23 protein-coding genes are annotated in these 23,009 nt (G+C 67.6%); 14 read left to right on the top strand and 9 right to left on the bottom strand.

The window, feature by feature from the left end; translation table 11 throughout:
* Positions 1-416: 416 nt before the first annotated feature.
* The gene (locus tag RCF13_RS22735; protein WP_134968715.1) at positions 417-833 is read left to right on the top strand and encodes a host attachment family protein; all 417 of its coding nucleotides are present in this window, start codon (positions 417-419) and stop codon (positions 831-833) included.
* Between the two features lie 5 nt (positions 834-838).
* Entirely contained in the window at positions 839-1,162 is a 324-nt protein-coding gene (locus RCF13_RS22730) for a thioredoxin family protein (RefSeq protein WP_134968714.1), read from the top strand.
* Positions 1,163-1,219: 57 nt separating this feature from the next.
* Here RCF13_RS22730 and RCF13_RS22725 read toward each other — a convergent pair whose 3' ends face one another.
* Complete coding sequence (locus tag RCF13_RS22725; protein ID WP_134968713.1) at positions 1,220-1,462, bottom strand: hypothetical protein; 243 nt, start codon at positions 1,460-1,462, stop codon at positions 1,220-1,222.
* Between the two features lie 462 nt (positions 1,463-1,924).
* Here RCF13_RS22725 and RCF13_RS22720 point away from each other — a divergent pair, with 462 nt between their 5' ends.
* On the top strand, positions 1,925-4,276 hold the full coding sequence (locus RCF13_RS22720) for a GH92 family glycosyl hydrolase (protein ID WP_134968712.1): 2,352 nt from the start codon (positions 1,925-1,927) through the stop codon (positions 4,274-4,276).
* A 143-nt stretch (positions 4,277-4,419) separates the two neighbouring features.
* On the opposite strand, the gene RCF13_RS22715 is transcribed toward RCF13_RS22720, so the two are convergent.
* Both RCF13_RS22715 and RCF13_RS22710 read right to left on the bottom strand, forming a co-directional pair.
* Positions 4,420-5,793 carry a sensor histidine kinase gene (locus RCF13_RS22715; protein ID WP_231352135.1) on the bottom strand — a complete coding sequence of 458 codons (1,374 nt, stop codon included), beginning with the start codon at positions 5,791-5,793 and terminating at the stop codon, positions 4,420-4,422.
* Positions 5,786-6,460: a response regulator gene (locus RCF13_RS22710; protein ID WP_134968711.1), complete on the bottom strand. Its 675-nt coding sequence runs from the start codon at positions 6,458-6,460 to the stop codon at positions 5,786-5,788. Before RCF13_RS22710 ends, RCF13_RS22715 begins: the two co-directional genes overlap by 8 nt.
* A 62-nt stretch (positions 6,461-6,522) precedes the next feature.
* Between RCF13_RS22710 and RCF13_RS22705 the strand changes: the two genes are divergently transcribed.
* From RCF13_RS22705 to RCF13_RS22695, 3 genes are read left to right on the top strand one after another with little or no spacing between them, the layout of a single operon-like run.
* On the top strand, positions 6,523-7,767 hold the full coding sequence (locus RCF13_RS22705) for a TolC family protein (RefSeq protein WP_265330008.1): 1,245 nt from the start codon (positions 6,523-6,525) through the stop codon (positions 7,765-7,767).
* The gene (locus RCF13_RS22700; protein ID WP_231352133.1) at positions 7,767-8,939 is read left to right on the top strand and encodes an efflux RND transporter periplasmic adaptor subunit; all 1,173 of its coding nucleotides are present in this window, start codon (positions 7,767-7,769) and stop codon (positions 8,937-8,939) included. The genes RCF13_RS22705 and RCF13_RS22700 overlap by 1 nt, the downstream gene beginning before the upstream one ends.
* Positions 8,936-12,013 carry a CusA/CzcA family heavy metal efflux RND transporter gene (locus RCF13_RS22695; RefSeq protein ID WP_308141562.1) on the top strand — a complete coding sequence of 1,026 codons (3,078 nt, stop codon included), beginning with the start codon at positions 8,936-8,938 and terminating at the stop codon, positions 12,011-12,013. Before RCF13_RS22700 ends, RCF13_RS22695 begins: the two co-directional genes overlap by 4 nt.
* 139 nt (positions 12,014-12,152) lie before the next feature.
* Here RCF13_RS22695 and RCF13_RS22690 read toward each other — a convergent pair whose 3' ends face one another.
* A complete protein-coding gene (locus tag RCF13_RS22690) occupies positions 12,153-12,896 on the bottom strand; it encodes an SDR family oxidoreductase (protein WP_134969039.1) in 744 nt (247 codons plus the stop codon).
* Between the two features lie 106 nt (positions 12,897-13,002).
* Here RCF13_RS22690 and RCF13_RS22685 point away from each other — a divergent pair, with 106 nt between their 5' ends.
* On the top strand, positions 13,003-13,956 hold the full coding sequence (locus tag RCF13_RS22685; RefSeq protein WP_235643204.1) for a LysR family transcriptional regulator: 954 nt from the start codon (positions 13,003-13,005) through the stop codon (positions 13,954-13,956).
* A gap of 19 nt (positions 13,957-13,975) precedes the next feature.
* Here RCF13_RS22685 and RCF13_RS22680 read toward each other — a convergent pair whose 3' ends face one another.
* The 4 genes from RCF13_RS22680 to dkgB are packed head-to-tail and all read right to left on the bottom strand — an operon-like array spanning position 13,976 to position 17,016.
* The gene (locus RCF13_RS22680; protein WP_134969038.1) at positions 13,976-14,299 is read right to left on the bottom strand and encodes an adenylate cyclase; all 324 of its coding nucleotides are present in this window, start codon (positions 14,297-14,299) and stop codon (positions 13,976-13,978) included.
* On the bottom strand, positions 14,296-15,234 hold the full coding sequence (locus tag RCF13_RS22675) for a cyclase family protein (RefSeq protein WP_134969037.1): 939 nt from the start codon (positions 15,232-15,234) through the stop codon (positions 14,296-14,298). The genes RCF13_RS22680 and RCF13_RS22675 overlap by 4 nt, the downstream gene beginning before the upstream one ends.
* A gap of 19 nt (positions 15,235-15,253) precedes the next feature.
* A complete protein-coding gene (locus RCF13_RS22670; protein WP_134969036.1) occupies positions 15,254-16,201 on the bottom strand; it encodes a TIGR03571 family LLM class oxidoreductase in 948 nt (315 codons plus the stop codon).
* Between the two features lie 11 nt (positions 16,202-16,212).
* The gene (gene dkgB / locus RCF13_RS22665) at positions 16,213-17,016 is read right to left on the bottom strand and encodes a 2,5-didehydrogluconate reductase DkgB (protein ID WP_134969035.1); all 804 of its coding nucleotides are present in this window, start codon (positions 17,014-17,016) and stop codon (positions 16,213-16,215) included.
* Between the two features lie 118 nt (positions 17,017-17,134).
* Here dkgB and RCF13_RS22660 point away from each other — a divergent pair, with 118 nt between their 5' ends.
* Entirely contained in the window at positions 17,135-18,037 is a 903-nt protein-coding gene (locus RCF13_RS22660) for a LysR family transcriptional regulator (RefSeq protein WP_134969034.1), read from the top strand.
* Between the two features lie 73 nt (positions 18,038-18,110).
* Here RCF13_RS22660 and RCF13_RS22655 read toward each other — a convergent pair whose 3' ends face one another.
* Positions 18,111-18,587 carry a MerC domain-containing protein gene (locus RCF13_RS22655; RefSeq protein ID WP_134969033.1) on the bottom strand — a complete coding sequence of 159 codons (477 nt, stop codon included), beginning with the start codon at positions 18,585-18,587 and terminating at the stop codon, positions 18,111-18,113.
* A 32-nt stretch (positions 18,588-18,619) separates the two neighbouring features.
* Here RCF13_RS22655 and RCF13_RS22650 point away from each other — a divergent pair, with 32 nt between their 5' ends.
* From RCF13_RS22650 to RCF13_RS22625, 6 genes are read left to right on the top strand one after another with little or no spacing between them, the layout of a single operon-like run.
* Complete coding sequence (locus tag RCF13_RS22650) at positions 18,620-19,153, top strand: DUF2796 domain-containing protein (RefSeq protein WP_231352132.1); 534 nt, start codon at positions 18,620-18,622, stop codon at positions 19,151-19,153.
* Positions 19,150-19,845: an ATP-binding cassette domain-containing protein gene (locus tag RCF13_RS22645; protein ID WP_061479410.1), complete on the top strand. Its 696-nt coding sequence runs from the start codon at positions 19,150-19,152 to the stop codon at positions 19,843-19,845. The genes RCF13_RS22650 and RCF13_RS22645 overlap by 4 nt, the downstream gene beginning before the upstream one ends.
* Positions 19,838-21,091 (top strand): ABC transporter permease, encoded by a 1,254-nt coding sequence (locus tag RCF13_RS22640; RefSeq protein ID WP_134967838.1) that lies wholly within the window; start codon positions 19,838-19,840, stop codon positions 21,089-21,091. The genes RCF13_RS22645 and RCF13_RS22640 overlap by 8 nt, the downstream gene beginning before the upstream one ends.
* A 2-nt stretch (positions 21,092-21,093) precedes the next feature.
* Entirely contained in the window at positions 21,094-21,645 is a 552-nt protein-coding gene (locus RCF13_RS22635) for a DUF3299 domain-containing protein (RefSeq protein ID WP_134967837.1), read from the top strand.
* Positions 21,635-22,255 carry a DUF3299 domain-containing protein gene (locus tag RCF13_RS22630; protein ID WP_134967836.1) on the top strand — a complete coding sequence of 207 codons (621 nt, stop codon included), beginning with the start codon at positions 21,635-21,637 and terminating at the stop codon, positions 22,253-22,255. The genes RCF13_RS22635 and RCF13_RS22630 overlap by 11 nt, the downstream gene beginning before the upstream one ends.
* Positions 22,255-22,995 carry a hypothetical protein gene (locus RCF13_RS22625; protein ID WP_134967835.1) on the top strand — a complete coding sequence of 247 codons (741 nt, stop codon included), beginning with the start codon at positions 22,255-22,257 and terminating at the stop codon, positions 22,993-22,995. The genes RCF13_RS22630 and RCF13_RS22625 overlap by 1 nt, the downstream gene beginning before the upstream one ends.
* Positions 22,996-23,009: the final 14 nt, after the last annotated feature.

The following is a 23,009-nucleotide window of genomic DNA, read 5'->3' as shown; positions in this document are numbered from 1 at the left end:
ATCGCACCGCAGTAACGGTGGACATGCGGAAACACACCACTGCAGCCGCGCAATCAGCGGCCAGCGGTCACGTCAGCGTGGGAATGCAGGCAGAGCGCCTGCGGGCGTCATCCGCCGGGATCCAGCGCGAGGCGATGGAAGGGCAGGGCGGGAGCCATCGTGGCAAGCGAAGCGCCGGTCGGCAGTGCTTCCCACGTAACAGGTGCGCCCGTCACGTAGTGGGTCGTGTCGATCATCGGTTCATGATAACGGCATCGGTGTGAGCATGCGGAGAAGCGGGCTGATCTGCACGCTGTGTTCCATTGCGCCTGTTCATCCGCAATGCATGCGATGACACGCGTTGAACGAACCTTGGCCGCAGCCCTCACGCAGTGCTGTCTACGGTAGTGCCGAACGCAATCGAGAAGGAGCATCGCATGACCCGTCGCATTCCCGAAGGCACCCTGATCGTCGTTGCCGATGGTGGTTCGGCCCGCGTGTTCACCAACGTGGGCAGCGAACATCAGCTTGCGTTGAAGCAGGAAGGTGAGCTGCGCCTGCAGGACATCAGCGAGCAGGGTATCTCAGGTCAGGGGCCGGCCGGTGCGGTGCCGAAGGACATGTCCATTTCCCAGCTCAACGAGGCGACGTTCGCCAAGCAGGTGGCTGAGCAGCTCAACGAAGATGCCTTGAATAATCGCTATGCACACCTGGTACTGGTGGCAGACCCGACCACGCTGGGCCGTATCCGCCCGCTGCTGCACAAGGAGGTCCAGGCGCGCCTGCTGGGCGATATTGCCAAGGACCTGACCAATTCACCGGTGGAGGACATCCAGAAGGCCTTGGCGGGGTAACGAGCATGCCGTTCATGCGTGACTACCCGGCGGCGGAGCCCGCCGGCGCGGACGTGGAAGCTCAGGCGGGCTGGCTGCTGCTCGAGTTCGGTGCACCCTGGTGTGGCCATTGCCAGGCCGCGCAGCCCACACTCCAGGCGTTTGTCGACGCCCATGATCTGGTGCATTGGAAGATCGAAGATGGCAAGGGAAAGCCACTGGGGCGTGCTTTCAAGGTAAAACTGTGGCCGACAGTGGTGCTGCTGCATGACGGCCAGGAAGTGGCGCGGGTGGTGAGGCCGGTCGACAGCGCCGACCTCGCCACGTTGCAGGGCGCATTGCCGGGTTGAGAGCAGCAATCATTGCGTGTGGTCCGCACGGCCGGGCAGGCTCGGCTGCATCGCGGGCTAGTGATAGGTCACCCTTTCCGCTTCCGCGCGCAGCTTCTGCAGCAACGACCGACCATGCTGGCTCAGCATGACCATCGCGTTGGCGATTTCTTTGGCGTTGTAGCCCATCGGTGCGGGTGGCTTCGGCTCGGGGCCGTACTGCTCGCCGATGAGGATGGCCATGCCTTCGGCACTGTTGAGGGCGTGTTCGATGCGCTGGAACAGCGATTCCATGGCCGGGCTGAGCGGACGTTGGGTCATGCGGGAACTCCTTGGGAAGCGAAGGCCACCGCAAGGGTGGCGGGCGATGCGAGGTTGGAACTTCGGCTGAGCTTTGGGAAAAGCCGGAGGGCCATTCGGCCGCCGCGCACCGCCCGCCGTAGTTACGGCAAGCAGATCCCAAAGCTCAAAACGGGGTTCCAATCCCGGCAGCGGCGTTTGCGCTGCGGTGCCATCCTGGGCAGATCGAGGCGCTGCATACCAATTGATGGTTCGTCTCGCTTTCTCCCGTTTCGAAGGCGCGGTCTTTCAGAGGTGCATGTGTGGACATCCATTGGCGTATCGGCACCGATCGGGAGGCGGGAGACCGCAAGGCTATGAGGCGACTCGTCGTCCGGCCATGCAATTACGTGCAAATCATCGTGCCGGTTCCGGCGGCCGCACTGCAGCATGCGACAAGACAGGCCCGGTGCTAGGATCCGACTACCACCTGAATCGATCCAAATGCCGATGCCCACGCTGGACCGTCGCCTCCTGATCGCCTTCGCTGCCACCGCCATGCTTGTCACCGGTACCGCCTTGGCGGCCCCGTCGAAATCCGCCGCCGAACGCGCCTATGCCTCGGTCGACCCGTTCATCGGCACCGGTGGCGAAGGCCACACCTACCCGGGGGCCACAGTGCCGTTCGGCATGGTCCAGCTCAGCCCGGACACGCGCATCCAGCCGCGCGAAAAGGCCTACGGCTGGGCCGCAGGCTACCGCTACGACGACAGCAGCATCGTCGGCTTCTCGCATACGCACTTCTCCGGCACTGGCCATTCCGATCTGGGCGACATCCTGCTGATGCCGTTCACCGGCAATCCGGGCCTGGAGCGCGGCGATCCGGAAAAGCCGCGCAGCGGCTATGCATCGCGCTTCCGTCATGACGATGAAAAGGCCGAGCCGGGCTACTACGCGGTCACCCTGGATGACTACAAGGTACGCGCCGAACTGACCACCAGTACCCGCGTGGGCGTGCACCGCTATGCCTTCCCCAAGGGCACCGACGCCAAGGTGCTGCTGGACATGCGTACCAGCATGTATGACTACCCGGGCAAGGTGCTGTGGTCGCGGGTACGGGTGCGCGCCGACGGTACGGTGACCGGCTTCCGCGAGACGCGCGGCTGGGCGCCGGGCCGCCAGCTGTATTTCGCGATGCGTTTCTCGCGCCCGCTGGCCGGGCACGAGCTGCACAACACCGAGCAGGACATCGTCTACAAGGGCTTCCCGCCGCCGGGTGAGAAGGATCCCGCGCAGCGCGCCCAGATCGAAGGCCGACAGCTGGTCGGCACGTTCGCATTCGGCAAGCTGGATGCACCGCTGGTGGTGAAGGTGGCGATCTCGCCGGTCAGCGAAGCCGGCGCCATCGCCAACCTCGACGCGGAAGTGGCCGACTTCGATTTCGATCGCGTGCGTGCACAGGCGAAGCAGGAGTGGACGCAGGCACTGTCCGTGCTGGACATCGACGCGCCGGAGCATGCCCGTCGCAGTGCCTATACCGCGCTGTACCACACGATGCTGGGGCCGACGCTGTTCATGGATGCCGATGGCCAGTACCGCGGTTCGGACAACGCAGTGCACAAGGCCGACGGCTTCACGCACTATTCCACGTTCTCGCTGTGGGACACCTACCGTGCGCTGCACCCGCTGCTGACGCTGGTGCAGCCGGAGAAGCGCAACAGCGACTTCGTCAATTCCATGCTTGCCCACCATGAGCACAGCCCGTACGGCATGCTGCCGGTATGGTCGTTCCATGGCCTGGAAGACTGGTGCATGATCGGCTACCACGCCGTGCCGGTGATCGCCGATGCCTACGTGAAGGGCATTCGTGGCTTCGACGCCGACAAGGCGCTGAAGGCAATGGTCGAGACCGCCAATTACGGTCCCTATGACGGCATCGCGCAGTACCGCGAGCTGGGCTACGTGCCGATCGACGAGGAGGGCGAAGCAGCCAGCAAGACGCTGGAATACGCCTTCGACGACTGGACCATCGCGCGCATGGCGCAGGCCATGGGCAAGGCCGACATCGCGGCGACCTTCGACAAGCGCGCAGGCAACTGGCGCAATGCCTTCGACAAGGACACCGGCTTCATGCGCGCACGCAAGCGCGATGGCAGTTTCCGCACGCCCTTCGACCCCAGCGCCAGCGGCTACGGCACCGACTACACCGAAGGCAATGCCTGGCAGTATTCGTGGTACGTGCCGCAGGACGTCGCCGGGTTGGCGGCCGCGCACGGTGGCAGCGACAAGCTGCTCGCGCGCCTGGACGAGGTGTTCAACGCCAAGGTGGATCCATCGATCTTCGAGCACATGGAAGACATCACCGGCCTGATCGGCTGGTACGCACATGGCAACGAGCCCAGCCACCACGTGGCCTACCTGTATTCGTATGCCGGCCAGCCGTGGCGCACGCAGGCGCGCCTGAAGCAGATCATGGATACCCAGTATGCGGACCGCACCGATGGCCTGGCCGGCAATGATGACGTCGGCCAGATGTCGGCGTGGTATGTGTTCACCGCGCTGGGCTTCTACCCGGTTGCACCGGGTTCGGGCGAGTACATTCTTGGCCGTCCGTTCCTGCCGAAGACCGCGATGCGCCTGCCCAACGGCAAGACGTTCACCATCGTGGCCGAGGGGCTGGATGAAGCGCACACGTACGTGGGCAGCGTGACGTTGAACGGCAAGCCGCTGCAGCGTACCTTCCTGCGCCACGACGAGATCCTGGCCGGTGGCGAACTGCGCTTCAGCATGCAGGCCGAGCCGAACAAGGACTGGCCGGGGCAGGGCGCGCAGGCGCCGTATTCGATGAGCCGATGACGCGCACTCGGTAGGTGCCAACCTTGGTTGGCACGCTTCACGGGTGACCGGGAACCTGTAGAGCCGAGCCCATGCTCGGCTCAGGCATCGTGCCAGGAGCAGCCGAGCATGGGCTCGGCTCTACAAGGGCAATTCAACAACGCTCAGCGAAACCGCAGCCCCACGCGCGCGCCACCGAGCGGCGCCGTTTCGATCTTCAACATCGCGCCATGCCGCTGCGCGATCTCGGCCACGATCGCCAGCCCCAGCCCGCAGCCGTCGCCCTCGCTGCTGGCCCGGTAGAAGCGTTCCGTGACGCGCGCGCGCTCGGCTTCGGCGATGCCGGTGCCGTCATCGTCCACCCACACCTGCACGCCGTCGGTCTCCTGCCGAAGGCCGAGGGTGATCACTCCGGGCGCGGCGCCATAGCGCAGCGCGTTGTCCAGCAGGTTGCCCAGCGCCTCGCGCAGCAGCTGTGGATTGCCCTGTACCTGCACGCTGTCGTCGGGTCCGTCGTAACCCAGGTCCACGCCTGCAGCCAACGCACGATCGGCGTAACGCTCGACCACGCCACGCGCCAGCGCGGCCAGGTCCAGCGGCCGCAGCGGCAGCGCGCTGCCCTGTGGATCTTCCGAGCGGCTGAGCATCAGCAGCTGATTGACCAGGTGTTGCAGCCGCGCCAGGCCGGCCAGCGTGCCGGACAGCGCCAGTTGCTGCGCCTGTGGATCATGCTGGCGCAGGGAACTCTCCAGCTCCACCTGCATCGCAGCAAGCGGCGTGCGCAGCTGGTGCGCGGCGTTGCTGACGAAGCGCCGTTGCGCCGCCTGCATCGCATCCAACCGGTGCAGCAGCGCGTTATAGGCTTCCACCGCCGGCCACAGTTCGCGTGGCGCTTCCTGTGCGGGTTCCAAGGGCGCCAGTGGGTCCGGGCGGGGGCTGGCCAAGCGCCGCGCCACCTGGTTCGCATGGCGTGCGGCAGCGCCGGTCCCCGACCACGCCAGCCACGCCGCCAGTGCCAGGATCGCGGCCTGGAACGGGATGCTGGTCAGCAGCAGCTTGCGCTCCAGCCGGTGGCGCTTGCGCAGCGTCTCGGCCACGCGCAGCCGGATGTCATGGCCCGGCCCGGCGCTGACCACGACTTCGACCATGCGCACTGGCTGCCCACGTAGGCGCGCATCGTAATAAACCGCGTCGTCGCTTGAAGCGGCGGTGGCCGGGCGGGGCAGGGCTTCGGCCAGGTCGCCATACAAGCGTGCACCCGCAGCATCGACCACTTCGCCATGCACTTCGTCGGCGGTGTCCCAGCTGAACATACGTGACACCGCGGGCGTGATCTCGATCGAGGCATGACCCTCCTGCACCGTCACCAGCTCGGACAGCGACATCGCCGAGTCCAGCAGCCAGCGGTCATAGACCTGGCCGGCGTAGAAACGGGCCAGCGCGAAGGAACCTACCGCGCTGCACAGCAGCAGCACCAGCAGCGGCAGCCACAGGCGGCGCAGCAGCAGGCCACGCAGGCTGTGCACGCGCTCAGTCACCCACGGCCTCCAAGCGGTATCCAAGCCCACGCAGCATGCGGATGCCGACGCCGACACGCGCCTGTTCCAGCTTGCGGCGCAGGCGGCTGACATGCACTTCGATCACCGACAGGCTGGCCTCGTGGTCCCAGCTGTACAGCGCGTCGAACAGGCGCTGCTTGGTGACGGTGCGGCCGGGATGCTGCATCAGGGCCTCGACCAGCGACAGCTCACGCGCGGTCAGTTCGATGCGCTGGCCGTCCACCTGCACTTCATTGCGGATGCTGTCGAAGCACAGGCGACCCAACCGCTTCTGCGCAGGCGCGTCGCTGCGGCGGCGTGACAGCGCACGCAGGCGTGCTTCCAGCTCTCCCAGCGCGAACGGCTTGGCGAGATAGTCGTCGCCACCCCGGTCGAGGCCGAGGATACGGTCTTCTATACCGTCGCGCGCAGTAAGGATCAGCACCGGCAGGGTCACACCGTCGTTGCGCAGGCGCGAGAGCAGGTCGAGGCCATCGACGTCGGGCAATGAAAGGTCGAGCACCATCACGTCATATGGCGCGCTGGCCAGTGCAGCGGGTGCATGCAGTCCGCGCGAGAGGTGGTCGCACAGATGACCCGTGCCCTGCAGGGCACGGATCAGTCCATCGGCCAGGGCGGCGTCGTCTTCGATCAGCAGGATTCGCATTGAAAGCTTCGTGCAAGGTTGGGGCAAGATTGGCGCAAGTGCGTCACCTTACCGTGACGCGCATGAATTTCTCCCCTTGTCTTGCGGCTGTGTTGGCTGCCCTCCTGTGCGCACCTGCGGCATCGGCACTGTCCCTGCAGGAAGCGCAGCGCGCCATGGAAGCGCATAACCCGGACCTGCGTGCGGCGGCGCTGGAGCTGCGCGGGGTGCAGGGCGACGCGCAGGCCGCCGCGCTGCGCCCGCCCACCGAGCTGTCGATCGGCAGCAGCAAGATCAGCCCGAAGCACGGCATCGGCCCGGGACGCTGGCAGGACAAGCGGGCGGACAGCACGCTGGGCCTGGGCTGGACCTGGGAGCGCGGTGGCAAGCGCGCATTGCGCATCCGCCAGGCCGATGCACTGCTGGAAGTGGCCGGGCTGGAGATGCTCGATACCCGGCGCCGGCAGCAGGTAGCGCTGCATGAGGCCTACTTCGGCCTGAAGCGCGCGCAGGAGCGGGTGCAGATTGCCGAGGCCAACCGCCAGAGTTCGGCCGAACAGATGGCGGCAGCCGACAAGCAGGTTGCCACCGGGGCGATGGCGCCGGTCGACCGCGCGCGGCTGGCGGTGGACGACCTGGCGGTGGCCGACGCGGCGCGCGAGGCAGTGCTGGATCTGCGCGATGCGCGGCATGCGCTGGGCCTGCTGCTCGGCCGTGACGACAGCGGCGACCTGAGCGCCGATGATCCCTGGCCCGACCCCGCAGCCGTTGCCGCAACGCGCGCGTTCGATCCGCAGCAGCGTGCCGATCTGCGTGCGGCGCGTTCGCGCCTGGCCGCGGCCGATGCCGGTGTAGCACTGGCGCGCAGCGAGCGCCATCGCGACGTCCAGCTGGGCGTGGAAGCCGAACGCGAGCCGACCGACATCAGCGGCGTCACCTGGGGTGTGTCATTGACCATCCCGCTGGGCGGCCCGTCGCGTGCACGCGGCGCGATCCAGCGTGCCGAGGCCGACCGTGACAGTGCCGCGCTGGAACTGCAGGTGCTGCAGCGCGAAGCGCGCGCCGAACTGGACCAGTTGCAGGCCAGCGCGCAGTCCGCCGCGCAGCGTCGCAGCGACTATGAAGGGCTGCAGTCCGACGCTGCACGCAAGGCGGTGCGGGGCATCGAACTGGCCTACCGCCGCGGTGCCGCCAGCCTGACCGATCTGCTGGATGCGCGCCGTAGCTGGCGCGACTTCGAGGCTGCGCTGATCGAGGCGCGTGCCGACCATGCCATTGCGTTGGCGCGCTGGGAAGCGGCCACATCCGTTGCTGAAGGAGAGTCCTGATGAAGTCCACTGTCGCCCATCGCCTGCGGGCGCGACACGCCGTGCTGCCGGCCTTGCTGGCGCTGACGCTGCTGGGTGGCTGCGGCCGCGAGCCGGCCTCGTACATCGAGGACGCGCCGCAGATCAGCGGCGGCCAGATCCAGTTTCCGGCCGGCAGTCGCCAGCTGGACGTGCTGCGCAGCGAGGCGGTGACCGCCGGCGCCAGCGCCAGCCTGCAGCTGCCGGGTCGGGTGGCCTGGGACGAGACCCGCTCCAGTGCACTGCGCACGCCATTGGCGGGGCAGGTGGCGCGTATCGATGCGCAGCCGGGGCAGAAAGTGAAGGCGGGCCAGGTGATCGCCTGGATCACTTCGCCCGAGTTCGGCCAGGCCCAGGCCGACGGCGTGCGCGGCCGCGCCGAACTGCAACAGGCCCGCAGGGAACTGGATCGCACCCGCGAGCTGCATGCGGCGGGTGTGGCATCGGGCCGTGAACTGGACGAGGCCGAGGCCAACTTTGCCGGCAGCCAGGCCGATCACGCGCGTGCGACCGCCTTCGCCAAGGCGTATGGCAATGGCCTGCACGTCGACCAGCGCCTGCCGCTGCGCGCCCCCATCGACGGCGTGCTGGTGGAACGGCGGATGAGCCCGGGCATGGCGGTCAGCCCCGACAGCGAACAGCCGTTGGCAGTGATTGGCGATCCGGACCGCTTGTGGTTGCTGCTGGATGTTCCCGAGAGCCAGGCAGGGCGCTTGAGGGCGGGCATGCAGGTGAGCCTGGCCGGCGCCGATGGACGGCCGCTGCAGGCGACCCTGCAGCACGTGGATGACTTCGTCGACAGCGAGCGCCGCGTGGTGCAGGCGCGCGCCGAGCTGGACAACCGGGCACGGGCATTCAAGGCCGGCCAGTACGTGCGTGCGCAGGTGGCGTTGCCGGCCGAGGGCGGTGTCTCGCTTCCGGATGCGGCGGTGCTGCTGATCGACGGCAAGCAGGTGGTGTTCGTGGAGGAAGCAAAGGGCCGCTTCGTGCGCAATGCCGTGCACGCCGAGGAACTGGGTGACGGCCGCCTGTGGGTGCGTGAAGGCCTGGCGGCGGGCAGCAGGGTGGTGGTCGAGGGTGGCCTGCTGCTGCAGCAGCTGGTGGATAGCGCGCCGGCAGCCACCAGCACCGGCACGGGGCACGCCGCCCCATGATCGATCGCCTGATTGCCTATTGCCTGCGCCAGCCACTGATGGTGATGCTGGCGCTGCTGCTGTTCATCGGCGCTGGCATTGCTGCGTTCCGCGTGTTGCCGGTGGAGGCCTTCCCGGATGTGTCCGATACCCAGGTGACGGTCGTATCGCTGCACCCGGGCCGCGCCGCCGAAGAGGTCGAGCGCGAGGTGACGATGCCGCTGGAAGTGGCGCTGTCCGGCATTCCGCATTCGGTGCGGGTGTTCTCGCACACCCAGTTCGGCCTGTCGATGATCATCCTGACCTTCGACGACAAGGCCGATGACTACTTCGCGCGCCAGCAGGTGCTGGAGCGCCTGCAGGGGGTGGAGCTGCCGGAAGGGGTGACCCCGGAACTGGAGGCGATGAGTTCGGCGGTGGGTGAGATCTACCGGTACGTGCTGAAAGGCCCGCACATGACGCCGACCCAGTTGCGCACCGTGCAGGAATGGACGATGGAGCGCAGCCTGCGCACCGTGCCGGGCGTGGCCGATGTGATCAGTTTCGGCGGCTTCGCGCGCACCTTCCAGGTCAAGCCGGACCTGGACAAGCTGCGTGACCGCGGCATCAGCCTGGGTGAGTTCGCCGAGGCGCTGGAGAAGGGCAGCTCGAATGCCGGCGGCGGCTACGTGGAACGCGGCCAGCAGCAGTTCCTGATCCGTGGCGTAGGCCTGATGCGTTCGCCGGCCGACATCGGCAACGTGGTGGTTACGCAGCGCGGGGGCACGCCAATACTGGTGCGCGACCTGGCCGGCATTGCCGACACCGGCCTGCCCCGGCAGGGCCTGGTCGGCCAGGACGACAATGACGATGCGGTGTTCGGCATGGTGCTGATGCGCAAGGGCGAGAATCCGTCCGACGTGCTCGACGCCCTGCATGCGCGCATCGCGGAGATCGAAGCCAACCAGCTGCCGCACGGGGTCAGCATCGAGCCGTTCTACGACCGCTCGTGGCTGGTCTCGACCACGCTGAAAACCGTCTTCCGCAACCTGCTGGAAGGCGCGGTGCTGGTGTTCCTGGTGCTGTGGCTGTTCCTGTACAACGCCCGCGCCGCACTGATCGTGGCGGCGATGATGCCGCTTGCGCTGCTGTCGACCTTCCTCGGCCTGCATCTGTGGGGCGTGCCGGCCAACCTGCTGTCGCTGGGGGCGATGGACTTCGGCATCATCATCGATGGGGCGGTGATCGTGACCGAGCACATCGTTTCGCGGCTGTCGAAGCTGCCCTCCGCAGCCGACCGGAAGGCGAGGTTCTCGACCATTCTTTCAGCTGCATCGGAAGTGGGGCGGTCGACGTTCTTCTCGATGCTGATCATCATCGCCGCGCACATCCCGATCTTTACCCTGCAGCGACAGGAAGGCCGCATGTTCGCGCCGATGGCGTACTCGGTGACCTCGGCATTGATCGGTGCGTTGATCCTCGCACTGACCGTAGTGCCGCTGTTCTGCTACTGGTGGCTGCGGCGCGACCGCATGCGCGATGGCAATCCACTGATGGACCGCCTGACCGGCTGGTACAAGCCGATCCTGGAACGCGCACTGGCCCGCCCGCGTGCGGTGGTGCTGACTGCGGTTGCGCTGCTGGTCGGCACGCTGGCGCTGGGCACAAGGTTGGGTTCGGAGTTCCTGCCCGAGCTGGACGAAGGATCGATCTGGCTGACCGCAACGCTCGACCCGAGCACCAGCCTGGCCGAGGCGCAGCAGCAGTCGCGGCGCATCCGCGAGCTGGTCGGCACCTTCCCGCAGGTATCGACGGTGGTGGCCAAGCTCGGGCGCCCGGAGGATGGCTCCGATGCCAAGGGTGCCAACCAGATCGAGGCGCTGGTGGCGTTGAAGCCGGAGGAAGAGGGGCCGAAGGGCGTGGACAAGCGGCAGCTGGTGAGCGATCTGCAGCGCACGCTGGAGCAGCGCATTCCAGGGCCGGAGTTCTCGATCTCGCAGCCGGTGCGCGACAACATCCTGGAGAGCATCTCGCAGATCAAGGGCCAGGTGGTGATCAAGGTGAGTGGCTCGGATCTGGACGTGCTGAACCAGCAGGCGCAGGCGATCCTGGCCCAGGTGCGTGCGGTGGACGGCGTGGAAAGCGCGTTCATCGATCGCGACGGTTCGCTGCCGCAGCTGCAGATCGACATCGACCGCGACCGCGCCGCGCGCTATGGCTTGAACGTGCGCGACATCGACGCGGTGATCGAGACTGCACTGGGCGGGCGCCAGGTCGGCGAGCTGTGGGAGGGTGACCGCAGGTTCCCGATCACCCTGCGCCTGGACGATGCTGATCGTGACCTGCAGCGGCTGCGCACGGTCCCGGTCGGCATCGGCGATGGGCACACGGTGACATTGTCCGACGTGGCCGACTTCCGCATGGCCAGCGGCGCGATCAACATCTCGCGCGAGAACGCACAACGGGTGAAGGCAGTGAGCATCTTCATCGCCGGGCGTGACATGGGTAGCGTGGTGGCTGACATGCGCAAGCGCGTGGAGGCCAGCGTGCAGTTGCCGGAAGGCTACCGGCTGGAGTGGTCCGGCGAGTTCGAGAACCAGCAGCGTGCGATGAAGCGGTTGGGCTGGGTGATTCCGCTGTCGGTGCTGATCATCTTCGTGCTGCTGTTCGATGCCTTCAAGGACATCAGCAGCGCGGCGCTGATCCTGGCCAACGTGCCGCTGGCGATGATCGGCGGCATCCTGGCCCTGTGGTTGACCGGCATCCCTCTGTCGGTGTCGGCGGCGATCGGGTTCATCGCGTTGTTCGGGCAGGCGGTACTGAACGGGGTGGTGATGCTCAGTCGCTTCGCCCAGCTGCGCGAGCAGGGCATGGACCTGCTGCAATCCGTGGTGCAGGGCTCGCTGCAGCGCCTGCGCACGGTGCTGATGACCGCGCTGCTGGCGATGTTCGGTTTGCTGCCGATGGCGACCTCGCATGCGATCGGTGCCGAGACCCAGAAGCCGCTGGCTGTGGTGGTGATCGGTGGCCTGCTGTCGGCGATGCTGCTGACCCTGCTGGTACTGCCCACGCTGTACTACTGGGTACACCGGCGCCGCGAGGACCGTAGCGCCTGACCCTGCTGTAGAGCCGAGCCCACGCTCGGCTGCTTCCGGCCTTTGCGCGAAGAGCAGCCGAGCGTGGGCTCGGCTCTACCGAATTCGCGCGTCACACGCAGGTGCGATCCGCGCCATGCGTGGATGCCGTCCGCGCGACCTACACCATCCCACCGTTGGCGCGCAGTACCTGGCCATTGATCCATCCGCCATCGGCACCGGCCAGGAAGGCCACCGCACCGGCGATGTCCTCTGGCGTACCCAGCCGCTCCAGGGGGGGCATCTTCGCCAGCCGCTCGATCAGCTCCGGCGATTTTCCATCCAGGAACAACTCGGTAGCGGTCGGGCCCGGCGCCACGGCGTTCACGGTGATGTTGCGCCCGCGCAGCTCCTTGCTGAGGATCGCGCCCATCGTCTCCACCGCCGACTTGCTGGCCGCATACACGCTGTAGTTCTCCAGCCGGGTCCCGACCACGCTGGTGGACAGCGTGACGATGCGCCCGCCGTCGCGCACCCGTCGTGCACTTTCGCGCAGCACATTGAAGGCGCCCTTGAGGTTGATGCCGATCACCCGCTCGAACAGGGCATCGTCGGTGTCGGCCAATGGTGCCAACTGCAGTACGCCCGCGCTGTTGACCACCACGTCGATGCCGCCGAAGCGGACTTCGATGGCGTCGAACAGCTGCCGCACCGCCTGCGGATCGGCGACATCGGCCTGAAGCGCAATGGCCTGCGCGCCGACTGCGCCGAGTTCGGCCGCCAAGGCTTCGGCGTCGCCGCGGCGGCCCGCATAGTTGATCGCGACCGCGTGGCCGTCGGCGGCGAGCCGGCGGGAGATGGCGGCGCCGATGCCACGGGAGCCGCCGGTGACCAGGGCGACAGAGCGGGCGGGGGAGAGGGTCATGGTGGCTTCCACTGGGGCACGCCGGAGCGGCGCAGGGCCATCTTCGCGCCATCGCACGTTCGGATAATCCTGCATAATCCGCCAACATCATCCGGATAGCCGAACAATGGACCGCTTCACGGCCATGCGCGCCTTCGTCCGTATCGTCGAGCGCCGCAGCTTCACCCGGGCCTCCGAGGACCTCGGGCTGCCGCGCGCCACGGTGACCGACGCGATCAAGGCGCTGGAACAGCGGCTGGGCGTGCGCCTGCTGCACCGGACCACGCGGCAGGTGGTGCCGACGCTGGAAGGCGAAGCCTTCTACGGGCGATGCCTGCGCCTGATCGCCGACATGGACGATGCCGAGGCCGCGTTCCGTGACGCGCCGCCGCGCGGCCCGTTGCGCATTGAAGTGCACGGCACGCTGGGCCGGCACCTGCTGTTTCCGCAGCTGCCGGACTTCCTGCAGTGCTACCCGGAGATCGAACTGGACGTCAGCGAAGGCGACCGCTATGTCGACCTGCTGCGCGAAGGCGTGGATGCCGCGTTGCGGGTGGGGACGCTGGCCGACAGCGATCTGGCGGCGCGCCGGTTGACGATGCTGCGCGAGGTGACGGTGGCCGCGCCGGGCTACCTGCAGGCCAAGGGCGTCCCAGGCAGCATCGAGTCACTGCTGGACGGGCATGAAATGGTTGGCTATCGCTCCAGCGCCACCGGCCAGCTGATTCCCCTGGAGTTCCAGCAGCGCGGGCAGGTGCGTTACCTGCCGCTGCCGGCGCGGGTGCGTGTGTCCGGCGCGGATGCGTTCCTCGGTGCCGCGCTGGCAGGCCTGGGCATCATCCAGGCGCCGCGCTACCGGATGGACCCGTACATCGCGCGCGGGCAGCTGGTCGAGCTGTTGCCTGATGCGCCGCCGACGCCAAGCCCGTTGAGCCTGGTCTACCCGCGCAACCGCACGCCGTCGCCGCGGTTGCGGGTGTTCATCGACTGGGTGGCTGGGGTGTTCGACCAGGCCGAGGTTGCCGGCCAGCGGCCGGCACTACCGGGCCCGGTCAAACAGAGTGGGGTATTGCTTGGGTAGTGCCGGCCGCTGGCCGGCATCACAGCGCTGCCAACGACCCCTGCATGCGATGGAAACTGCCATCGGTGGCGGTGAACCAGGCCAGCGAACGCCCGCCGGCGAAGTCATCGACATGCACCACCGATGCGCCATCGGCTTCCTGCCACGAAATGGCATAGACCCCTTCGCTGATCTGCTGCCACTCGCAGGCGGCTTCGCCCTGCGCACCGGCATAGGCGCCGGAGACGATGGCGTACTGCACGTGGCGGCCATCGGCGCTGTAGATGTTGTCAGCGGCCAGGCCGTCATAGCGGACGCGGAAGCGCCGGCCAGCGAACACGGGCAGGTCGGTTGCAGCGTTCATCGGATCGCCACCGGGTTGATGTTGACCTGGGTCGAGCCGACATACAGCGGTTGGCCGAGCACGAACAGGAATTCCCAGGCCTTGTCTCGGACCAGGGCACGGCTGTCGATCAGCTCCAGGTTGTAGATGCCGCGCTTGGCCAGCATGTACTGGTTGACCGGAAATTCCTCGGCACCGTTCGGGTTCGGGTAGACCTCCGAGGCCCAGGTGTCGCCACCGAACGCGACGATGCCCTGGTCGGCCAGCCACTTCGCGGCCTCCATGCCGATACCCGGTTCCACGTCCAGGAATTGCGTGTTGTCCTTGCCGATCAGTTCCAGCCAGCCGGTGTTGAACAGCACCACGTCGCCCTTGCGCAGGCTCAGGCCCTGCTTCTTCAGCACGGCCTGGATGTCGGCCACGGTGAACTCGGTGCCGCCGGGCACGATCGCCTTGCCGTAGTGCGCGGTCATGTCCAGCACCACACCGCGGGTGACCATCGGCGGCACCTTCTCGACGCCGAGCTTGCGCACGCCGTCGACGGTGACGAAGTCGGCGGCCTTGTTGCCGTTGTAGTAGACGTTGTCGATGCCGATATGGCCGATCCCATTGAGCTGGGTGCCGACGCCGGTCCACGCGTTCACCAGTTCATCGTTGAAGGTGAACCTGTTGGGGCCCAGCGACCTGCCGGCCTGCTGGCCGACCTGCACGTTGTACAGGCGGAAGCTGCGGTGGCGGAACGCGGGCAGGTTCTTGTCCACCGGCACCGCCAGCGGATAGGTCTTGCCGGTCCTGACCAGCGATACCGCGTGCTTGACCACGTCCGTGGTGAGCAGGTTGGCGGCGCCGATCTCGTCGTTGGCGCCGTAGGCAGAGGGGTGCCAGTCCTCGGCGGTGGCCTGGAAAGACAGCGGTAGGGTAGCCAGTGCAAGCGCGGCCAGGGTCTTCATTTTCATGGCAAAGCTCCGGTAACGGTCAGGCCGCCGCGGCGGCGCCGGCATGGGCCGGGAAGTGCGGCAGCACGTACTCGGCGATTTCGTGGAAGGTTTCGGCCAGGGGCCGTTCGTTGCGGCGGAACTGCAGGCCGATGTGGTCAACGCCGGCGGCCTGCAGGGCATTCAGTTCGGACAGCAGGGCGTTGCGGCCACCGCGCAGGCCGAAGCGCCAGCGCTGGGGCGGAGCATCAGCATCGGCGAGCAGGTCCAGGTGGATGAAGCTGGCATAGGGCTTGTTGCCGGCCACGGCACGCCAGGCCGCTACACGTTGCGCATGGTCCTGTGGCGTGCCCGGGTAGGCCAGGCAGCCGTCCATGTGCTGGCCGATCCACGCCGGTTGCTGCTGGGCCAGGCCGGCCACGAACAACGGCAGGGCCGGGCCATCCGCGGGCAGCACATCCAGGCCCTGCGGCAGGTGCGCGGCGGCGCCTTCGCGCAACAGTGCGATCTGCTCGCGTAAGCGGCTGCCACGGCTGTCGAAGTCACGGCCGAACAGCGGGTACTCCACCGGGCGGTCGCCGCTGGCCACGCCCAGCAGCAGGCGGTCGCCGCTGAGCCGCTGCACGCTGCGCGCCGACTTCAGGGTCAGCAACGGCTCGCGGATCGGCAGCACCACCGCACCGGTACCCAGCAGGATGTGCTCGGTGATGCCGGCCAGGTAGCCGAGGTAACTGAACACCTCGAACACCTGCGCCGCATCGCCGAAGGCCGGGTCGTACACCGGCACGTCGCGTACCCACAGCGCACGGAAGCCGAGACGGTCGGCCAGCCGTGCCAGCTCCGCATGGCGCTGCAGGTCCGGTTCGCCGGGCAGGCGTCGCGCGGCGCGTCGCGCCTGTTCGCCCAGCGGCGTCCAGTCATTGTCCAGCGGTGCTTCGATGCCGATGCTGAACCCCCCGGCCTGCAGCCGCGCCAACGCACTGCCCATGGCGAAGCTCCTCAGTCCCAGGCCGGGGCCAGGCCCGGCGGATCGACTTCGCGGCCGTTGCGGTCAAGCGCGGCGATCGCGGCCATGTCGTCGGCATCCAGGCGCAGGTCCTGGGCGAGCAGGTTGCTGGCCAGGTTCTCGCGCTTGGTCGACGACGGGATGACCGCGTAGCCCAGTTGCAGCGCCCACGCCAGCGCGACCTGGGCTACGGTGGCCTGGTGCTTGTCGGCGACGGCGGCCAGTACCGGGTCCTTCAGCACCTTGCCGTAGGCCAGGGTCATGTAGGAGGTGACGGTGATGCCCTGGTCCTGCAGGAAAGCAGTCAGTGCCGGATTCTGCAGGTAGGGGCTCAGTTCGATCTGGTTGGTGGCGATCTCGCCAACGCCGACCATCTCGATGGCCTGCCGGGTCAGTTCGATGTTGAAGTTGGACACACCGATCTGGCGGGTCAGGCCCAGCGTCTTGGTTTCGGCCAGCGCGGTCATGTACTCGCGCAGTTCAACGCCATTGCCCGGCGCCGGCCAGTGGATCAGCAGCAGGTCGACGTAGTCGGTGCGCAACTTGGCCAGGCTGTCGCGCAGGCTCGGGATCAGCTTGTCGGCGGCGTAGTTGTCGACCCAGATCTTGGTGGTCAGGAACAGCTGGTCGCGCGGGATGCCGGATTCGGCGATGGCCTGGCCGACCTCGGCTTCGTTGCCGTAGATCTGCGCCGTATCGATCGCACGGTAGCCGACGTCGAGGGCGTTGCGCACCGAGTCGATGACGGTCTGGCCGGTCAGGCGGAAGGTGCCGACGCCAAAGGAAGGAACGCTCATGAGGGACTCCAGGGACTTCGTTGAGAGCCGGCGGGCTCGGGACAGGGCGAAGTGTGGGCGCTTTACATTTGTTGATTAAGCCGTGTATACGGGAAACGCTTTTGCAACGAGGTAAATAATGAAAACCACCCTGGATGAGCTGAAGGCCTTCGTGGCGGTGGTCGATGGTGGCTCGATCACGGCGGCGGCCGAGGCGCTGGAGCTGACCATCTCGGCCACCAGCCGCACCTTGGCGCGGTTGGAGGACAAGCTGCAGACCACGCTGCTGCGGCGGACCACGCGCCGGCTGGAACTGACCGAGGAGGGCGCGGCGTTCCTGGAGTACGCGCGCACGATCCTGGCCACGGTGGACGAGGCCGAGGAACAGATGGCGGCGCGGCGGCTGCAGCCGGTCGGGCGCCTGCGCGTGGACGCCGCCACGCCGTTCATGCTGCACGTGATCGTGCCGCTGCTGGAGGGCTTCCGCGAGCGCTACCCGCAGGTAGAGCTGGAGTTGAATTCCAACGAGGGCATCACCGACCTGATCGAAAAGCGCACCGATGTGGCGTTCCGCATCGGCGTGCTGCGCGATTCGAGCCTGCATGCGCGGCCGATCGGCCACAGTCGCATCCGCGTGGTGGCCAGCCCCGAATACCTGCGACGGCACGGCACGCCCACGCGCGTGGAGCAGCTGCGCCAGCACGACCTGCTGGGCTTCACCCAGCCCAGCTCCTTGAACGAATGGCCGCTGCAGGATGCCGATGGCGGGCCTTTCGTGATCGCGCCGGCCATCGCTTCATCCAGTGGCGAGACACTGCGGCAGATGGCGGTGGCCGGGTTGGGCATCGCCTGCCTGTCCGACTTCCTGACCCGCCAGGACCGGCGCGAGGGCCGACTGGTGCAGCTGTTCGGCAAACAGACGCAGGACGTGCGGCAGCCGATCAATGCGGTGTACTACCGCAACACCGCGCTGGCGGCGCGCATCACCTGCTTCGTCGACCACGTCACGCAGACGCTCGGCCAGCGCCCGTTCGATGAATAAAGATCGGTAGAGCCGGCCGCTGGCCGGCTTCCCCATCTGCCGGATCAGCGCTGCTGCCGGCCAGCGACCGGCACTACCGGCGGTTGTGCAGCGCGCGCCGGTTTCCGATATGCGCGCATGCCAGCAGCACGCCACCGCTGGCTGTCGCCACGCCGTGCCAGAGCAGCGATTCCTTCAACGGCAGGTACAGCGAGGCCGACAACAGCAGGATGGCGCCGACGCACGCCAACCGCAGGGGGCGCCAGTATCGATGCCGATGCGCCCCGGCCGAGGTACTCACCAAGGCCAGCGACGAGGCCAGCAGCGCGAACAGCCACTCCCAGCGCGACATCATCAGCAGCCATGTCATGGCGCCATGGCCGGGATGCTGGAACGAGCGCAGCGCCATCATCGTGGCCGGCACGAAGGCCAGCAGCAGGGGCAGGACGATGCAGTGGGCGGCGCAGGCCAGGGACAGCCAGGCCCCGGCAAGATCGAAGCGGGGGTGCCAGCGTGCCGAACGTGGCGGCTGGGCCAGGGCCCTTGCGGGCGTCGTGGGGATATGGTCCATAATGTTACATAGTAACAATAGGAATCTCCCCCATGAAGCGTTCTGCTGCTCTTTTCCTGCTGCTGGCGGCCAGCACCGCGCAGGCCCATGACGTCCGCCAGTTGGGTGCGCATGTGCACGGCCAGGCCACCGTCGATGTTGCGCTTGACCAGCAGACGCTGGAGTTCGCCCTGCAGGCCCCCGGCATCGGCATCCTTGATTTCGAGCGGCCGCCGGCCAACGCAGCCGAGCAGGCCGCGCTGGCGCGTGCGACTGCGCTGCTGCAGAGCGGCAGCTGGGTCACCCTGCCAACCGCGGCGGGCTGCCGTCTTTCCGGCAACGATGCCAGGGCCGAGGGCTTCGATGCGTCGGCTGCCGCGCCGCCGTCAGGCAGGCACCGGCACGCGGGGTTCAGCGCAACGCTGCAGTACCACTGCGCCAGGCCGGCCGAGCTGCGGGCCATGGTCGTGCGCCTGCCCGCACTGTTCCCGGGCCTGCACGAAGTGATCGTCAACAGCGCCACCGGACGTGGCCAGAACCGCAGCGTGTTGACTGCGGACAATCTGCGCGTGGTGCTGGCACCGTGAGCCTGCGACCGGTGATCGCGCTGGATGGCGTGCAGTTCGGCTATGGCCGGCGCCTGGTGCTGGATGTGCCGCGGCTGTGGATCGAGCAGGGCAGCAGCGTGCTGCTGCGCGGGATCAGCGGTGGCGGGAAGAGCACGCTGCTGGGCCTGCTGGCGGGCGTGTTGCTGCCCGGCAAGGGCAGCGTGGAGGTCGCCGGCCACGCACTGCAGGCGATGCGTGGCGCCGCACGCGACCGCTTCCGTGCCGACCACCTGGGCGTGATCTTCCAGCAGTTCAACCTGCTGCCGTTTCTCAGTGTGCGCGACAACATCGCACTGGGCCTGCGCTTCTCGCGCGTGCGCAGCGCGCGCATCAGCGGCCCGGTGGATGCCGAGATCACCCGCCTGCTGCAGGCCCTGCAGCTGGACCCGGCGCTGATGCAGCGGCGCGCAGGCACACTCAGCGTTGGCCAGCAGCAGCGCGTGGCGGCGGCACGCGCCCTGATCGGCCGCCCGGCGTTGCTGCTGGCAGATGAGCCAACCTCGGCGCTCGATCGCGACGCGGCCACCGCGTTCCTGCAGCTGATGTCTGCGCAGTGCCAGGCGGCCGGCACCACGGTGCTGGTGGTCAGCCATGACGACAGCCTGGAGCGGTTGTTCGACCGCACGATTGCCCTGTCTCAGATCAACCAGGCAGGTGCCGGCCATGCTTGAGCTTGCCTGGGCCAGCCTGCGCAGCCGTGCGTTGAGCGTGGGCCTGACCGTGCTGGTCATCACCCTCAGCGTGGTGCTGTTGCTGGGCGTCGAGCGCGTGCGCACGCAAGCACACGAAGGCTTCGCCAGCACCGTGTCCGGTACCGACCTGATCGTCGGTGCGCGTTCGGGGCCGGTGAACCTGCTGCTGTACTCGGTGTTCCATATCGGCGACCCGACCAACAACGTGTCCTGGCAGTCCTACCAGGCGCTGTCCGCAATGCCGCAGGTGAAGTGGGCGGTGCCGCTTTCGCTGGGCGATTCCTGGCGTGGCTACCGCGTGGTCGGTACCAGCGATGCCTATTTCGAGCACTACCGCTACGGCGCCGGGCACCTGCTTGCGTTCGCGAGCGGACGGCCGTTCGATGACCTGTATGACGTGGTGATCGGTGCCGAGGTGGCACAAGCACAGAAGGTCGTCCTCGGCGATGAGATCGTGCTGGCGCACGGCACCGGCGCGGTCAGCCTGGCCACGCATGCCGACAAGCCATTCCGTGTCGCCGGCATCCTGCAGCGCACCGGCACGCCGGTCGACTCGTCGCTGCTGGTCTCGCTGCCGGCCATCGAGGCGATCCATGTCGACTGGCGCTCGGGCGTGCAGCTGCGCCGCCAGAGCGTCAGCGCCGAGCAGGCGCGTCATCTGGACCTGACCCCGACCAGCATCACCGCCTTCATGCTCGGCCTGAACTCGCGCATTGCCACGTTCTCGGTGCAGCGCAGGATCAACGAGTACCCGGACGAGGCGATGCTGGCAATCCTGCCCGGCGTGACGCTGCAGCAGCTATGGCAGTCGCTGGGCACCGCCGAGCGGGCGCTGCGGCTGATCAGCGCGATGGTGGTGGCACTGGGCATGGTTTCGCTGGTGGCGCTGCTGGTTTCGACCCTGCAGGAGCGGCGGCGTGAGATGGCCATCCTGCGTGCCACCGGGGCACGGCCGGGTTACATCGCTGGCCTGCTCGTGGTGGAAGCGGTGGCGACCAGTGCGGTGGCGTGCGTGCTGGCCCTGTCGCTGCTGGTGGTCGCCAGCATTGCCGGGCGCGGCTGGGTACTGGCCACCTTCGGTTTGTCGATCAGCCATGTGTGGCCGGATGGCCGCGAGCTGGGATGGGTGGCGGGGGTGCTGCTGATCAGCACAGTGGCCGGGCTGGTGCCGGCATTGCTGGCTTACCGGCGCACCTTGGCCGATGGCCTTTCAGCGGGAGGCTGAGCATGCGATGGATGCGGGTAGTGCCGATGGTGCTGGCGCTGGCCGCCTGTGAGCGGCCGGTGGATACCGGTGTGCAGGCCTTGCCACCTGCGCCGATTGTCGACCGCGCTGACGCTTCGGTTGCGGCAGAGCAGGAGCTGGACTGGTTGCAGATGATGCCCGAGGACGAACTGGCCGCGCTGGAGCGGGGCGAGGGCCCGGAGGTCGAGCACAACGGCAACCGGCGCATGCCGCAGTTCGGCACCTTCCGCACCGTGGACACGGTCCTGCAGCGACCGGTGCGCCTGCCAGGCTACGTGGTACCTCTAGCCAATGCGCAGGACGGGCGGCTGACCGAATTCCTGTTCGTGCCGTACTACGGCGCCTGCATCCACGTGCCGCCGCCGCCGCCGAACCAGATCGTGCACGTGGTGCTGCCGCGCCCGATCGAGATGCCGGACATGTACTCGCCATTCTTCCTGGCCGGCACCCTGCGTGCCGAACGGCTGGATGACGATCTGGCCGGCTCGGCCTACACCATGCGCGATGCGGAGCTGAGGCCGTATGAACCGTAGCCCCCTTTTGCTCATGCTGGGATGCCTGTGGCTGGCGGGCTGTACGTCGCCGGGCGGCGATGCCGTGGCGGTCGTGCCGCAGGACAAGCCGGCGCGCTCGGCCACGGCCGAAGCCCCCATCGACCGTTGGGACACGTTACGGCCCGACGAAGTGACCTATCAACGCCCACCCCCGCAGATCGGCCTGTCACGCAATGGCATGGACGGGGTGGGCGGGCTGATCGACGACACCGGCTCCGGCACGCCACCGGGACAGCAGATCGATCATTCCAGCCCGGACCGCGCAAGACAGTTCGGTTCTTCGCAGGTGGTCGATGCTGCCGATGGCCGCGCGGTGGACCTGGATGGCTACGTGGTACCGCTCGGCACCAACGATGCCGGCCTGGTGGATGAACTGCTGTTCGTACCGTTCTACGGTGCCTGCATCCACGTGCCGCCACCGCCGCCGAACCAGATCATCCACGTGACCCTGGCGACGCCGATCACGCTGGGCGATCTGTGGGATCCCTACCGGCTTGTCGGCCGCCTGCAGGTGAAGCGCTTCGACGCGGACATCGCCAGCGCCTCCTACGATGCTGCTGCGGCCACGCTGACGGCGATCCACAACTGATGCGCCGGCGCTGGATCATTGCTGCGGGGATACTGCTGGGCGCAGTTGTGCTGCTGGTTTGGTGGCAGCGCGCCCCCACCGCGCCGCCGTCGGTCGCATTTCCGGCGCCTTCTTCCGATGCCCGCCAGCGCATCGAACAGCGCCTGGCTGATGACCACGCCTTCCGCAACGACGTGCTGTTCCTGCTCGCGGCAACAGTGCGCGACCGCTGCCAGCCGGCGCAGGCAGGTCTGTTGGCGCGCATGGCCAATCGTGCATCGCTGCCGGTGCTGGCGGCGGTGAGTGCGGTGACCCAGCAGGACCCATCGCTGGACCGGCCGATCTACCAGTACATCCAGCATCGCGCTGATGCGACGCCGTGCGGCCAGCCGCTGCAGATGCCGCTGGCCGGTGGGCGCAGCATGGCCGTGGACATCGAACAGTACGCACGCACGTTCCCGGACAGCTACTTCGACCCGCAGCGCAGCAGCGAACCACGGGATTTTGATGGGGTGTCGTTGCAGCAGCGGGCCGGCAATGCCTGCAACAGCGTGGTGTATTCGGTGTTGCCGCTGGGTGGCACCGATTGGCGGTGCAGCAGCCTGCGCGCCAATGCCCGGGCGCGGGTGCGCGGGCTGTGCGAGGACGAACTGCGGCGCCGGCATGGGAATACAGGTGGGGAGCTGGACATGGCCGTAGGGCAGGGCATGCAGGCGGCCGTGGTATCAACCATCGCCGCGCTGCCGGAAGACTGCCGGTGATGATCCCTGACACC

The organism is Stenotrophomonas maltophilia group sp. RNC7 (genome assembly GCF_030910085.1).
In the GTDB taxonomy this organism is placed as follows: domain Bacteria; phylum Pseudomonadota; class Gammaproteobacteria; order Xanthomonadales; family Xanthomonadaceae; genus Stenotrophomonas; species Stenotrophomonas sepilia.
The sequence above is the reverse complement of the archived record's forward strand: the minus strand, read 5'-3'. Positions and strand labels throughout refer to the sequence as shown.

Coding starts and splice junctions, on each gene's coding strand:
- RCF13_RS22735 (WP_134968715.1), top strand. CDS start 417: ATGACCCGTCGCATTCCCGAAGGCACCCTGATCGTCGTTGCCGATGGT.
- RCF13_RS22730 (WP_134968714.1), top strand. CDS start 839: ATGCCGTTCATGCGTGACTACCCGGCGGCGGAGCCCGCCGGCGCGGAC.
- RCF13_RS22725 (WP_134968713.1), bottom strand. CDS start 1,462: ATGACCCAACGTCCGCTCAGCCCGGCCATGGAATCGCTGTTCCAGCGC.
- RCF13_RS22720 (WP_134968712.1), top strand. CDS start 1,925: ATGCCGATGCCCACGCTGGACCGTCGCCTCCTGATCGCCTTCGCTGCC.
- RCF13_RS22710 (WP_134968711.1), bottom strand. CDS start 6,460: ATGCGAATCCTGCTGATCGAAGACGACGCCGCCCTGGCCGATGGACTG.
- RCF13_RS22705 (WP_265330008.1), top strand. CDS start 6,523: ATGAATTTCTCCCCTTGTCTTGCGGCTGTGTTGGCTGCCCTCCTGTGC.
- RCF13_RS22700 (WP_231352133.1), top strand. CDS start 7,767: ATGAAGTCCACTGTCGCCCATCGCCTGCGGGCGCGACACGCCGTGCTG.
- RCF13_RS22695 (WP_308141562.1), top strand. CDS start 8,936: ATGATCGATCGCCTGATTGCCTATTGCCTGCGCCAGCCACTGATGGTG.
- RCF13_RS22690 (WP_134969039.1), bottom strand. CDS start 12,896: ATGACCCTCTCCCCCGCCCGCTCTGTCGCCCTGGTCACCGGCGGCTCC.
- RCF13_RS22685 (WP_235643204.1), top strand. CDS start 13,003: ATGGACCGCTTCACGGCCATGCGCGCCTTCGTCCGTATCGTCGAGCGC.
- RCF13_RS22680 (WP_134969038.1), bottom strand. CDS start 14,299: ATGAACGCTGCAACCGACCTGCCCGTGTTCGCTGGCCGGCGCTTCCGC.
- RCF13_RS22675 (WP_134969037.1), bottom strand. CDS start 15,234: ATGAAAATGAAGACCCTGGCCGCGCTTGCACTGGCTACCCTACCGCTG.
- RCF13_RS22670 (WP_134969036.1), bottom strand. CDS start 16,201: ATGGGCAGTGCGTTGGCGCGGCTGCAGGCCGGGGGGTTCAGCATCGGC.
- dkgB (WP_134969035.1), bottom strand. CDS start 17,016: ATGAGCGTTCCTTCCTTTGGCGTCGGCACCTTCCGCCTGACCGGCCAG.
- RCF13_RS22660 (WP_134969034.1), top strand. CDS start 17,135: ATGAAAACCACCCTGGATGAGCTGAAGGCCTTCGTGGCGGTGGTCGAT.
- RCF13_RS22655 (WP_134969033.1), bottom strand. CDS start 18,587: ATGGACCATATCCCCACGACGCCCGCAAGGGCCCTGGCCCAGCCGCCA.
- RCF13_RS22650 (WP_231352132.1), top strand. CDS start 18,620: ATGAAGCGTTCTGCTGCTCTTTTCCTGCTGCTGGCGGCCAGCACCGCG.
- RCF13_RS22640 (WP_134967838.1), top strand. CDS start 19,838: ATGCTTGAGCTTGCCTGGGCCAGCCTGCGCAGCCGTGCGTTGAGCGTG.
- RCF13_RS22635 (WP_134967837.1), top strand. CDS start 21,094: ATGCGATGGATGCGGGTAGTGCCGATGGTGCTGGCGCTGGCCGCCTGT.
- RCF13_RS22630 (WP_134967836.1), top strand. CDS start 21,635: ATGAACCGTAGCCCCCTTTTGCTCATGCTGGGATGCCTGTGGCTGGCG.
- RCF13_RS22625 (WP_134967835.1), top strand. CDS start 22,255: ATGCGCCGGCGCTGGATCATTGCTGCGGGGATACTGCTGGGCGCAGTT.